We start from the raw sequence: 14464 nt of genomic DNA on the forward strand, positions 1-14464 counted from the left end.
TAAAATCACCTTATGAATCTCAATACCGATATAAAATACCGCAAAGAATCGCTTAAAAAATTATTGCACGTCATTACAAAATATGAAGAGGAGATCATCAAAGCTTTGTATAATGATTTTAAAAAACCTGCTTTTGAAGCCGTTTTAACAGAGACTAATTATGTTATCTCTGATTTAAAAGAAACTATTAAGAATATTGATTCTTGGGCAAAGCCAAAAAAAGTTTCAGCTTCACTTCTAAATTTTCCTTCTTCGGATTATATCTATAGTGAACCTTACGGCCATGTTTTAATTATTGCTCCGTGGAATTATCCGTTTCAATTGGCTTTATGTCCGCTTGTTGCCGCTGTTGCTGCTGGAAACAGAGTAACCTTGAAACCATCTGAACTAACTCCAAATACCGCTCAAATCATATCGAAAATAATAAGTGAAACCTTCTCAACTGATGACGTTACGGTCAAAACGGGTGATGCGACTGTCGCTGCAGCATTGTTAGAACAACGTTGGGATTATATCTTTTTTACAGGAAGTGTGGCAGTTGGTAAAATAGTGGCCAAAGCAGCAGCCGAATACCTAACACCCGTTACACTTGAATTAGGAGGGAAAAGCCCCTGTATTATTGATGAAACAGCAGATATAGCATTAAGTGCACGGAGGATTGTTTGGGGAAAAATTATTAATGCGGGACAAACCTGTGTTGCTCCAGATTACATATTGGTTCACCATACCATCAAAGATAAATTCATAAAACATACAATTGAAGAAATTGAGAAAGCACTTGGTACAAATCCAGAGGAATCTCCCGATTTTGCTCGAATTGTCAATTTAAAAAACTGGCAGCGTCAGATCAATTTATTGGAGAATCAAGAAATACTTTATGGAGGGAAATCCAATCAAGAAACTTTTTACATTGCCCCTACTTTACTGAATGAACCCAAAATGGATAGTTTGGTTATGAAAGAAGAAATTTTTGGACCAATTCTCCCTATTATTTCGTTTAATACGAAAGTGGATATTGAAAAAATAGTTTCCAGTTTTGAGAAACCGCTATCGTTATATTTATTTTCCCAAAATAAGTCTTTTGTTGATGAAGTCTTGCAAAAATATTCCTTTGGCGGCGGTTGTATAAATGATACGGTTATTCATTTAGTAAATAATCGACTTCCTTTTGGAGGTGTTGGCAATTCGGGTATGGGTGCTTATCATGGAAAATTGAGTTTTGATATTTTTTCACATAAAAAAGCAATTGTAAAAAGAGGAACTTGGCTGGATTTGCCGTTGCGTTATGCTCCATACAAAGATAAATTGACAACCATTCAAAAGGTACTAAAATGGATGTAATTAATGAGAAGTCAGTTAGCGAAGCTATTAAATACCGTCGCTCTATTCGCGTTTTTAAATCGGAACCAATCGATGAACAGAAAGTAAAAGAATGTATCGAACTTGCTTCTCTTGCGCCAACGAGCAGCAACATGCAACTTTGGGAATTTTATCATATTGTTACCCCAGCCCTAATTCAAGAAATAGCCACCGCTAGTTTTGATCAAAATGCTGCCAAAACTGCACAACAAATGGTTGTAGTTGTAGTGCGAAAAGATTTATGGCGACAAAGAGCTCAATCGAATATTGATTATTTAAAAACACTGTACGGCCACAAACCAACTGCTGACTATTCTAAAAGAGAAAAATTTGCATTGAATTATTACCAAAAAATAATTCCTACACTATATTTCGATTTTTTTGGTATTGTTGGAATGATAAAATTTCTAGCATTTCAAATTATCGGCCTTATAAAACCCATCTACAGACAGGCGAGACAAAGCGATATGCGCATAGTCGCACATAAAAGCGCTGGACTGGCTGCACAAAATTTTATGATTAGTATGGCTGCTATTAATTATGATACTTGCCCAATGGAAGGATTTGATTCACTTAGAATTAAAAAAATATTACATTTGCCTGCAAATACAGAAATAAATATGATTTTGAGTTGCGGTATACGAGATGCACAAGGCATTTACGGAGAACGCTTTAGAATACCTTTTGACGAAATCTATTTTAAGAGATAACTATTTATAAACCAATTAATAACAAAAACCAAATGAACAAAACTGCACAAAACCGAATTGAAGACATCAAAAAAAATGGGTACACCATAGATTTTGGAAATGTTTTTAACCTTGCTTTCGAAAACTATAAAAAAATCGCACTCTATGGCGGCCTTGTATTTTTTGTTTTTGCAGTATTGTTTAGCCTCGTAGGGATTGCTGTACTTTTTTCTATTTTTAATACTGAAACTATTTTAGAAAATTTAAAGCCAGATCGTTTTAAACCCGAAAATATGGATGTAAATAGTATATTAATTTTTTCGGCATTTTCCCTTCTAATCACCTGCTTATTGAGTCCGTTTTCTGGTGGATTAATCAAAATGGCCTATTGTGCCGAAAGAGATGAGGAATTTCATGTATCAACTATGTTTGAATATTACAAAGCCCCTTATTTCACAGAACTTTTTGTTGCAACATTTTTAGTTACTCTGACGAATACCGTACTAGGTGGCACACTAAATTACATCCAAATACCAATTCTGGATGTGGTCGTTTCAATTACCATAGGATTATTTACAATTATGACTATTCCGCTTATCATTTTTGGAAAACTAAAAGCCCTTGAAGCCATTCAAGCAAGCGTTTTAATTGTTTCGAAACAACCTTTAGTGTTATTAGGGCTACTTGTTGTTGGATATATTGGTACAATGGTAGGTTTTATAGGGTGCTGCATTGGATTCTTTTTTACATTGCCTTTTATCTATTCCCTATATTTTGCAATTTACAGCGAGATTATAGGATTTGATCCTGAGGATGAAATTAAAATCTAAATTTCATTTTAGACCAAAAAGCCAAAATTTATAAAAATTAAATTTTGGCTTTTTAATTAAAAATAAATGCTTATATTGGTTAGTACAAATAGAAACGTTCCAAATCTATTCAATCAACCTATTTAAAAAATACCTATGGTCATATGCTGTAGCCTATTGCCTTTATGCAAATCAAATTTAATTTTATTTTGGGCCATTAATCTATTAGGAATTAATGTACTCTTTTACATTTTTATTCCTCTTTTAATTCTTTTTCTAATTTTTAAAATTAGTCAAATAAAAACGGGATTAAAGTCAAATGTCTTGGAACAAACAGCCAAAGCGATAACCTTAAAAAAGGAATATCAACTTTACCTATTGTTCCTAGGTATAATATTGCCAATAATCGAAATAACCTTTGAATTTTTAAAAATAAGACCAAAAAGTTTATTAGTTTTAAACCTAAGCATTGGTTTTATATTGCTGTTATTGTACTTCTTAAGCACGAAGAGTAAATGGATTTTTGCCCACATACAACAAGTTTTTACGGCCTGTTTTTTCCTTTATTTTGCATCTATTTCAAGAAATGTAATTGTATCACCCACAGATCTTATCCCCATTGTAGCATTTGTTGTTGCATTATTATTTTCATATCGTGTCCTTAAGTCCAAAAAACTCTATTGGAGTTACATCGCTCTGCTGTTCTTGTATTTTGCAATTGTTACGATTTTTAAATTGGTACCTTTTAGGACAGTACTCGTATTGTTTACTAATTCTATAATAATTGTACTTATAAATTATATTCAAGACATACTTTTGCTTAGCAGTAGTGATCAATTTAGATTCAACAATCAAATTATCAATAAAGGTAATTCACTTATTTTGGCTACCAATCGAAAAGGGGAAGTTGTTTTTTGCAGTGAGAATGTAGAAACTATTTTAGGCTACACTGTTGATCAAGTTATGGGTTTGGGGTATTGGAAATTAACCGAAGACACTGAATTTTACGGAGAAGAATACCACACAAAGTTCCTAGCGGATAGGATGTTTATCAGAAAAATTAAATGTAAAAATGGCTCCTATAAACTCATACAATGGAACGATAAAAGATTTTCTGAAGACTTAATTATCGGAATTGGTCAGGATGTAACTCATGAAATTTATTTACAAAACCAATATAAAAATTTAATTCAAAATGCAATTGATATTATTTTTGAAGTAAATGAAATTGGTAATTTCAAATTTGTAAATGATTTTACACTAAAATCGTTAGGATTTAAGAAACGAGAATTAATAAACAAACATTACTTAGGATTTATACGCGAAGATTTTCGCGATAGCATTAAAGATTATTATTTAAACTTATCTGAAAACGGACAAAATTTTCCAACTATCGAATTTCCGCTCCTCAAGAAAGACGGAAAAGAACTTTGGGTTTCACAAAAAGTAATTATAAATCGAAATGACACGGGTCAAATTATAGGATATTCAGGAATTGCCCGAGATATTACTAAAATCAAAGATGTTGAACTTGAAAATGAAATCCGACACAAAAAAATAGAGTTATATAATCAAACCATCAAAAATTTAGCATCAACCAATTTTAGTGAGTATAATAATCTAGATTTTAGTATCAAACAAATAATTGAATCTGCGGCTAAAGCTACAAAGTGCAATCGGGTAAGTTACTGGGGATATTCGCAAGACACTTTTACTTGTGAAAACTTATATATTTTAGAAACTAATAGCTTTACAAAAGGCCAAATTTTAGAAAAAAATAAATACCCTATTTATTTTGAAGCCATTAAAAATAATAAGCTAATTTGTGCTTCAAACGTGACTATTGCTCAGGAGCTTTCAGAGTTTAAAGAGAACTATTTTGTAAAATACAATATTCAATCACTGCTTGATTTACCAATTTCAGTAAACGGTAAATTAACCGGACTAATTTGTTTTGAAACTACTAAAAACAAAATAAATTGGGATAATGATGATATTAATTTTACCAGAACAATTTCTGATATAATCTCATTGACAATAATCTCACATAGTAGATATGAAACCGAGAAAAAGCTTGAATATAAGAGTGATCTTTTATCAGCGATGACCTTGTGCACAGAGAAATTTTTAAACAGTAAAGACATCAACTCTATTTTCTCTGAGGTACTTGTTATTATGGGAAAAGCGACTAAATCTCATAGAGCGTATTACTATGAAAATGATAAAACAAATAGATTCATAAGTCAAAAATACCGGTGGATCATACATAATATAAAATTGACCGAAAACAATGTAAAACTTCAAAATCTGCCCCATGAATATTTTGAAGAGCTAATAACACCGCTCCTTAATAATAAAATATACAGAGCCATTATAGCTGAAATTGAAAATGATTCTCTACGAAAAAAATTAATCGATGTAGATGTCGTGTCTCTAATTCTCTTTCCAATTTTTGTCAGAAATAAATTTCATGGCTTTTTAGGTTTTGATGACACTCAAAACGAAAGAATATGGTCTGATGATGAAGTTAATATTTTGCAAACTTTAGCGAGAAATATTGCATCCTCTATTGAGCGTATTGCTAACGAAACAGCGATTAATGAAAGTGAAGAAAAATTCCGCTTACTAGCCAACAATATTCCAGGTACTGTTTATTTGTCTAATTACGATGAATGCAATACTAAGATTTATATCAATGATGAAATAGAAAAACTAACCGGATTTCCTAAATCTAGTTTTCTGAATAATGAGTTATCATTCATTGACTTGATCCATCCAGACGACAAAATAAGTACTATTGAAGCACAAAAAAATGCGATTGAAAATAAAAAAGCCATTCACTTAACCTACAGAATTGTAAATAAAAAAAAGCATATTGTTTGGGTAGAGGAGTTTGGAGATGCTATTTATAAAGACGGAAAAATTGCCTTTATCGAAGGTATTTTTATAGATATTACGGAACGAAAAAAGAATGAAACAGTATTGCAACAAAAAGAATTAGCGGAGGCTGCCAACAAAGCAAAATCTGAATTTTTAGCAAATATGAGTCACGAAATTCGAACACCACTAAATGGAATTATCGGCTTTACTGATTTATTAATGAAAACAAATTTAGGAGCTACGCAAGAAAAATATATTACAACCGTAAATCAATCAGCACTCTCTTTATTGGATATTATCAATGATATCCTAGATTTCTCCAAAATAGAATCAGGTAAATTAGATTTGTTTATTGAGCAATATAATATAGGTGAAATGCTAAGCCAAATTACTGATTTGATATTATATGAATCCAATCAAAAAAAATTAAATCTAAACCTTAATTTATCGCCTGATATACCTACATATTTTTGGGTAGATGGTATGCGATTGAAACAAATATTGATCAACCTATTGGCAAATGCTATAAAATTTACTGAAAAAGGATCTATACATTTAGATGTAACAATCTTGAAAAAAACTGACGATACCCATGCTGTAATTCGTTTTGCAGTTACAGATACTGGAATCGGAATTTTAGAAAAAAATAAAAAGAAAATATTTAAGGCTTTCACGCAAGAAGACAGTTCTACAACCAGAAAATTTGGTGGTACTGGCTTAGGTTTAACCATTTCTAATCAATTATTAGGGTTAATGAATAGTCGCTTACAACTCGAAAGTCAAATTGATGTGGGTAGTACTTTCTATTTTGATCTAGAGGTACAAACAAGCAATGAGCCTACAAAAAAAGTTAGCGTATTTAAAACCGATTTTGATGCCAGCAAAAACAAGGTTGTTGAAAAAAGCCTGAACAATAAAAAATTAAAAATTATGATTGTTGAGGATAACAAAGTGAATATGTTATTGCTAAAAACGATCCTAAAAAATTTAGAAATTCATCCCACAATTTTTGAGGTTTCTAATGGAAAAGACGCTGTAGATCAATTCGATACTATTCAACCAGATTTAATTTTCATGGACATACAAATGCCCATCATGAACGGTTACGAAGCTACTCAAATTATTAGAACATTACCATCTGGTCAAAATGTGCCCATCATAGCAATAACGGCTGGTACTGAAAAAGAAGAAAAAGCAAAATGCATTGCGGCCGGAATGAATGATTACATACCGAAGCCTATAATTAAAGGAATTATTGAAGAAATTATTACAAAGTGGACACATTAATATTGGATAAAAAATAGAAAGTAGTTTATTAAACCTATTTTACCTTAGTGTTACTATTTAGATCAAGAATAATTATTGTTACCTAAAATAAAACATAAACTGTAAATTATATAAATACTAATAATCAATAGAAAACTTCATCCTATTAAAATTTTATACCTTTCGGTCAAATAGCTAATCATTAATCTTAAATTTATTAAACATGAAATGGAGTGGCAGGCGTTCAAGTGAAAATTTTGAAGACCGAAGAGGAATGTCCTCTGGAGGAAAAACAATTGTTGGAGGTGGAATTATTGGGATAATTATCTTGTTACTAAATACTTTTGGTGGGGAAAACGTCCAAATGCTTACCCCTATTTTGGAACAAATGAATCAAGGAAATGGCGCTCAAACGGAAGAAAGAGCCTTAACTGCTGCCGAAAAAGAAGAAGGCAAATTCATAAAAGCCATATTAGTAGATACCGAAGATGTTTGGGGAAAAATATTTCAAGAAAATAAAATGGAGTATGAAAGACCAAATTTAGTATTGTTCACCCAGTCTGTAGAAACAGAGTGCGGTAGTGCTACTGCTGCTTCGGGACCTTTTTATTGTCCCGCTGACCAAAAAGTATATATGGATTTAACTTTTTTTAATGAGCTAAAAACAAGATTTGGAGCACAAGGAGGCGATTTTGCAACAGCATATGTAATTGCACATGAGATTGGACACCATGTACAAACGCTGCTTGGCACTTCTACAAAAATGAGACAAATGCAAGAAGGAAAAAGTCAGGCTGAAGCCAATAAATTATCAGTGGCTTTAGAACTGCAAGCTGATTTTTATGCTGGAGTTTGGACGCATTACAACCAAAAAATGAACAATTTCTTGGAGGAAGGCGATATTGATGAAGCTTTAAGTGCGGCACATGCAGTTGGTGATGATGCAATTCAGGCCAAAATTCAAGGACATATTGTTCCAGAATCCTTTACACACGGAACTTCGGCGCAACGTAAAGCATGGTTTATGAAAGGCTATAAATCCGGAGACATCAATCAAGGCGATACTTTTGCAGAAATAAGATAAATTACAAGTCAATACGAATTTAAAAATCGGGATAGTCTCCCGATTTTTTATTTAAAAATTTATTCATTTAACTTTTTATTGTTTTAATCCTAAAATATATCTAAATAAAATTCCATTCATCGATACAGTTTTAACATTTAACTTAATTAAAATTCCATCTGTCTAAAATGATTAGTAGCCCACTTTTTTATAAGTACGTTTATATAAATAATCAAATAAAAAATGGAAAACACGAATCAAATAGGAATATGGATGGACCACTCTATTGCTTATTTAATGGAATTTAATACTATGCCATTTGAAATTCAAATAATAGAATGTGACTTAACAGTGGACGAAAAAAAAAGTAATCCATACAGAAAAAAAACAAAAAATAGAGATATCAAGAGAAAGTATAAATACTATAATCAGATTGGAAACGCAATCATAAACTATGATAAAATAATACTATTTGGGCCTTCTGAAGCTAAAATTGATTTTTTTGATACTCTAAGTGAAGATGAACGTTTTTATAAATTGAAGATTGAAATAAAAGAAACTGATAAAATGAATGTAAATCAACAACACGCTTTTATCACTCAATATTTCGTTCAGTAATGTTACATGATATAAATCTAACTAGTACTACGGCATTTAAATTTATACTAGCACAGACATAACATCTTGTAAATTAATTCTAACAATAAGGTTATATTCAAACAAAGTCAAACAATAAAAACCAGATAGAAAAAATTAACAGTACCTTTGTCCCCACTTAAAGAAGTAAACTAAATAATTGTGTTTGCTTCATAAACACCATTTATGTCATTTAATTCATTAGGCTTATCTGATGCTTTACTTAAAGCCATCAGCAAAAAAGGGTATACAACCCCATCTCCAATACAACAAAAAGCAATTCCCCCAATTTTAGAAGGTAAAGATGTTTTAGCATCTGCACAAACAGGAACAGGAAAAACAGCCGGTTTTACATTACCTATTCTGCAAATATTATCACAAGGTCAACAATTGCGACAAAGACCTATTCGTGCCTTAATATTGACTCCAACCAGAGAATTAGCCGCACAAATATTGGCCAATATCAAAGAATACAGTGAATTTTTAGACCTAAAAAGCACCGTAATTTTTGGTGGCGTAAACCAAAATCCACAAGTGACACAACTGCGTCAGGGAATCGATATTTTAGTGGCCACTCCTGGTCGATTAATTGATTTGCAAAACCAAGGTTTGATATCACTTGCCAAAGTAGAAATCCTAGTTTTAGATGAAGCAGACCGCATGCTGGACATGGGTTTTTTACGAGACATCGAACGAATCTTGAAAGTATTGCCTACTAAAAGACAAAACTTACTATTTTCGGCAACCTTTTCAAAAGACATCAAGAAATTGGCCATGGGCATTTTGCACCAACCCGTTCATGTGGAAGCAACCCCGGAAAACACAACCGTAGATGCTATTATCCAAAAAGTATATCCTGTTGCCAAAGAGAAAAAAACAGAGCTAGTCATTAAACTGATTACAGAAGGAAACTGGAAGCAAATTTTGGTTTTCACCCGTACCAAACAAGGCGCAAATAAATTGACGGAAAGCATGATTAGTGCCGGAATCAAAGCAGCTGCCATTCACGGAAATAAAGGACAAGGCGCCCGTACCAAAGCCTTAGCGGGCTTCAAAGACGGAACCCTAACCGCTTTAGTCGCAACTGATATTGCCGCGCGAGGTCTGGACATCCCGTTATTACCGCATGTTGTCAATTTTGAATTGCCTAATATCCCCGAAGATTACGTTCACCGCATTGGTAGAACAGGGAGAGCCGGAGCAAGCGGAGAAGCTATTTCGTTGTTCAGTCCGGATGAAACGGTATTTTTGCGTGATATAGAAAAATTAGTGGGTTTGAATTTGCCTAAGGAAAACATCAAAGGTTTCGAGCCAGATCCTAATGCTTCCAAAGAACCAATCAAACAAGGACAAGGAAGACAACAACGCGATTCAACTCCGCGAAAACCAAAAACAGACACTACAAACCGCAGCAGCAATAACAGTTTTGGTCCAAGACGTCCGAGTCAAAATAATGACCGACGTTCTAATAGATAATTAATTTATATATTTTTTAAGGAGCAGAACGAGTTCGTTTTTTAAGAACGCATGTCCCGCTATACATTACAAACCTTCTTAGGGCTGAACACCAGCTCTAAGAAGGTTTTTCATTGCAAACGTAGTTCACTGAACTCCACTTAAAATAAAAGCTAAGTGAAGTAATCGGGGCTATTTAGAACGTTTTTACTTTCATAATACCATTTTGCAAATTGATTTTATAAATTTACAATTGCCAAATGATTTGTACGAAAAAATGAATATATTTGGGATAAATAGTATGACCGTTTTCATACCTATCCACCAGAAATTGGTCGGATTTGTATGGTTTTGTCAGACATATACTAGTTAGCAGATATAAACTCACAGAATATTGAAAAATAGATATTTAACACAAAGATTTGATTCTTTTATAGATGAATATAAAGATAATGGATTTGTAAGTTTAGAAAAAGCAATTGACTTTATTAAAACTTATCCATTTAATGAAGAATTAAAAGAAGTTAAAAAAAATGAAATAGAAAATAGGTTTTCGAAAATTGCATTCCAAAGTGAAAACAACCAAAAGTTATCTGTTTGGATAGAGAATAATGAAGGTTATTTTTTGTATTATGAAAATGAAAAAGAGTTTGCGCAATTTTTCATTTCTAGAAATTTTAATGAGAATGTTGAAGGTTTAGATGTTGAATATTTTTTAAACTTATTTTTTGCAAATAATATTGAAGAGACACTAAATCTTAAAAAGATAAAACTAAACTTAAAAGTTAAAAAGCAACTAATTAATTTTTCTTTTGAAGACTCAAAAAAATTAAATACTCTTTATAGTTCACTTCCTTGGTTTATAGGTTCACTAGTTTTCGTGATTTATGATTATTATCAAAGTAAATTTGCAATGGTTATTTATGTACATATAATGTTAAGTCTTTTTTGGTTGCCCAGTTTGTTACTTTATCTGAGTTATTGGCGAATAAATAAAAATACTATTTTGAAAATTGACAGTTTTGAAAATATAATTTCTTATCAAAAAGATGGGAAAAGAATCATTTTTAATCGCAACGAAATAGATAAATGTGTAATAAATGAAGAGGAATCTACTTCAAATAGGTCTAACACAAAAAAATTTAGTTATTTACACATTACTCTTTTCAATAAAGAAGAAATAATTATTACAAATTTTATAACAGAGCCTCACAATATCGTAAAAATTCTGAAATTAAATTACAAAGTGAATGATAGATATATGGCAATATTACCATTTTAACAAACAATTACATCTGCTAACAGCCATTTTGATATAGCTGGAATGCAGTGGAATTATCGTTTCACATCAAGTTTCCGTTAACTCGATGGCGCGGATTTGCAATCCGTGCCAATAATTTTAAAAATGAACAAGTTGAAAGGTATTTCAGAAATCTGATATTCAATTAGCCCCCACTTTTTATTCTATTTTATTTCGAAAAAGTAAATTTCGAATAAAACAAAAATGAACTTAAATAAAAAAGATGAATACGATTATAAAATTAATTAGATACAAAAAATTAGCATTTAAAATCTCTTTATTTTACGTTTCATTGGGAACTTTATCGGTTTGTTCAATTTATCCAAAAGATTTATTTTATGGAGATTGGTCACTTTATGGACTACTATTAACATTTCCTGTATCAGTAGTTAGTTTTGGCTTTAGATATGCAGAATCAAATTTATTATATCCAGTTTTTATAATACAGTTAATAATGCTTTCTATAACTTTCTTTTTGCTTAGTTTATTCATAAAAGACAAGAAAATCTGAAATCTGCTTCTCTTTTTACTGAAAACTGCTATTTCCAAATACAACACTAAATTAAAGCATGACTTTACAAATTAGTATGCTACTCATACGTATTCAAATCTAACTTAAGAATAGTGCCTACTCTGCTAAACTCTTCATTAATCTTTGCATTCAAGATAAGTGGTACATTTGTTATGGGATGATTAAAAATTAACTGATGCGCATGAAGCATCATTCCTGTCAGTTCAAAATGCTCCAACCATAATTTATTTTGTTTGTTACAACCATGTGGACGACTTCCTAAAATGGGATGAAAAATATGTTTGAAATGTTTTCGTAATTGATGCATCCGACCCGTTTCCGGAATCGCTTCTACCAAACAATATCGTGACGTAGGCTTATTGTTAAATTCTAACTCAATTTCGGTAGTTTGCAATCGATGAAAATAGGTTATTGCATTTTGTATAATGCCATCATCATTCGTTAAATCGTAATCAATCGTTAGTTCTTCGGGTGACCAACCACGTAAAATAGCTAAGTATTTTTTTTCTACATCGCGTGTCGCAAAACGATCATTCATAATTTTTAAAACTTCCTTATCCAAAGCAAATAACAAGACACCAGATGTTTTGCGATCTAACCGATGAACAGGATAAACGTGTTGCCCTCCTATTTGATTTCTCAATTCTTGAATAGCAAACACTTTTGCATCGCGCGCATAAAATGATTTGTGGACTAACAATCCACTTGGTTTATTAATTGCAATAATATATTCGTCTTGGTACAGAATTTCTAACATTTGGCAAAAATAAAAGAGATTTCTCCCGAAATCTCTTTTTTGACGTATTTATTTCTATACTTTTTTTCCCCACAATAGCACGAGCGAATTCTAAATTTTCTAGCCGTGAAACATCTGAAATCAAAAATTGTTAATCAAAAATCTGTAATCAATTTTAACCCAACCAACCATCACGATCCAAACTTCTATACTGAATCGCTTCGGCAATATGACTCGAAACCACTACTGGAGCAGCATCAAGATCAGCGATAGTTCTGGCCACTTTCAAAATACGATCATACGCCCGAGCGGAAAGATTCAATCGTTCCATTGCGGTTTTCAATAATTGCTTGGAAACATCATCCAAGGCGCAATACTCCCGAATGTGTTTGGTGTTCATTTGGGCATTGTAATGAATATGATCCATTTGCTCAAAGCGTACTGTTTGAATTTCTCTTGCTGCAGTGACTCGTTTCCGAATATCAACACTGCTTTCTGCTTTTTGATCGTCTGATAATTTTTCGAAGGGAACGGGTGTTACTTCAATATGAATATCAATTCGGTCTAATAAAGGTCCCGAAATTTTACTCAAATACCGTTGCATTTCGTGTGGCGAAGAAGTTTGTGGCGAATCTGGATCGTTAAAAAAACCGCTCGGACTCGGATTCATACTTGCCACCAGCATAAACGAAGACGGATAAGTAACCGTAAACTTGGCTCTCGAAATAGTCACTTCCCTATCTTCCAGTGGTTGACGCATCACTTCTAAAACATCTCTCTTAAATTCTGGCAATTCATCCAGAAATAAAACACCATTATGCGCCATAGAAATTTCACCAGGCTGCGGATAACTTCCCCCGCCAACTAATGCGACATTCGAAATTGTATGATGTGGACTACGAAATGGACGTTGGTTCATCAAACCGACTTCCTTTAATTTTCCGGCAACACTGTGAATTTTAGTAGTTTCTAGTGCTTCACGCAACGTCATCGGCGGCAAAATACTAGGTAATCGCTTGGCAAGCATAGTTTTTCCTGCGCCTGGCGGACCAATCAAGATGATATTATGTCCGCCGGCTGCCGCAATTTCCATGCAACGCTTGATACTTTCTTGTCCTTTGACATCCGAGAAATCGAATTCTGGAAAATCTAATGTTTTATAAAACTCAGCTCGTGTATCTATCGTTGTTGGTTCCAGACTCCCTTTTCCTTCGAGGAAATCAATCACTTCCTGAACATTTTCTACTCCATAGACATCTAATCCAGCCACAATAGCGGCTTCTTTTACATTTTGCTTTGGAAGAAAAAAACCTTTAAATCCCTCTTCTTTAGCCTTAATAGCTATGGGTAAAGCGCCTCGTATTGGTTGAAGACTGCCATCAAGGGAAAGTTCCCCCATAATAATATATTTATCAACATCCTCTGCTTTGATTTGGCCCGAAGCCACCAAAATCCCTATGGTTAAAGTTAAATCATACGCAGAACCTTCTTTGCGCAAATCAGCGGGAGCCATATTGATTGTTATTTTTTTTCCAGGCATGGCGTAGCCGTTGTTTTTAAGTGCTGCAGCTATTCGATAACTACTCTCTTTGATGGCATTATCCGGCAGGCCAACTAAATGGTAACCAATCCCTTTATCCATATTGACTTCTACAGTAATTGTTGTGGCTTCAACACCAAAAACAGCACTCCCAAAAACTTTGACTAACATATTTTACTATTTGTTTCTAAAATTATAA

10 protein-coding genes are annotated in these 14464 nt (G+C 32.7%); 8 read left to right on the forward strand and 2 right to left on the reverse strand.

Features of this window, described 5'->3' with window-relative positions; genetic code table 11:
- Nucleotides 1-12 precede the first annotated feature (12 nt).
- From AC061C_RS09990 to AC061C_RS10025, 8 genes are all read left to right on the forward strand, one after another.
- A complete protein-coding gene (locus AC061C_RS09990) occupies nucleotides 13-1341 on the forward strand; it encodes an aldehyde dehydrogenase (protein WP_478291050.1) in 1329 nt (442 codons plus the stop codon).
- Nucleotides 1332-2069 (forward strand): nitroreductase family protein, encoded by a 738-nt coding sequence (locus AC061C_RS09995; RefSeq protein ID WP_478291051.1) that lies wholly within the window; start codon nucleotides 1332-1334, stop codon nucleotides 2067-2069. Before AC061C_RS09990 ends, AC061C_RS09995 begins: the two co-directional genes overlap by 10 nt.
- A 32-nt stretch (nucleotides 2070-2101) precedes the next feature.
- Entirely contained in the window at nucleotides 2102-2878 is a 777-nt protein-coding gene (locus AC061C_RS10000) for a hypothetical protein (protein ID WP_478291052.1), read from the forward strand.
- Nucleotides 2879-3673: 795 nt separating this feature from the next.
- The gene (locus tag AC061C_RS10005) at nucleotides 3674-7024 is read left to right on the forward strand and encodes a PAS domain S-box protein (RefSeq protein ID WP_478291053.1); all 3351 of its coding nucleotides are present in this window, start codon (nucleotides 3674-3676) and stop codon (nucleotides 7022-7024) included.
- Nucleotides 7025-7226: 202 nt separating this feature from the next.
- Entirely contained in the window at nucleotides 7227-8087 is an 861-nt protein-coding gene (gene ypfJ / locus AC061C_RS10010) for a KPN_02809 family neutral zinc metallopeptidase (protein ID WP_478291054.1), read from the forward strand.
- Nucleotides 8088-8309: 222 nt separating this feature from the next.
- Complete coding sequence (locus tag AC061C_RS10015; protein ID WP_478291055.1) at nucleotides 8310-8684, forward strand: hypothetical protein; 375 nt, start codon at nucleotides 8310-8312, stop codon at nucleotides 8682-8684.
- A gap of 204 nt (nucleotides 8685-8888) precedes the next feature.
- Nucleotides 8889-10178, forward strand: coding sequence for a DEAD/DEAH box helicase (locus tag AC061C_RS10020; RefSeq protein ID WP_478291056.1), 1290 nt, complete (start codon nucleotides 8889-8891; stop codon nucleotides 10176-10178).
- A gap of 373 nt (nucleotides 10179-10551) precedes the next feature.
- Nucleotides 10552-11439 (forward strand): PH domain-containing protein, encoded by an 888-nt coding sequence (locus AC061C_RS10025; protein WP_478291057.1) that lies wholly within the window; start codon nucleotides 10552-10554, stop codon nucleotides 11437-11439.
- 608 nt (nucleotides 11440-12047) lie between these two features.
- On the opposite strand, the gene AC061C_RS10030 is transcribed toward AC061C_RS10025, so the two are convergent.
- On the reverse strand, nucleotides 12048-12746 hold the full coding sequence (locus tag AC061C_RS10030) for a pseudouridine synthase (protein ID WP_478291058.1): 699 nt from the start codon (nucleotides 12744-12746) through the stop codon (nucleotides 12048-12050).
- A gap of 154 nt (nucleotides 12747-12900) precedes the next feature.
- Nucleotides 12901-14436, reverse strand: a complete 1536-nt coding sequence (locus AC061C_RS10035; protein WP_478291059.1) for a YifB family Mg chelatase-like AAA ATPase — start codon at nucleotides 14434-14436, stop codon at nucleotides 12901-12903.
- Nucleotides 14437-14464: the final 28 nt, after the last annotated feature.

Source organism: Flavobacterium sp. GNP010 (assembly GCF_056428945.1).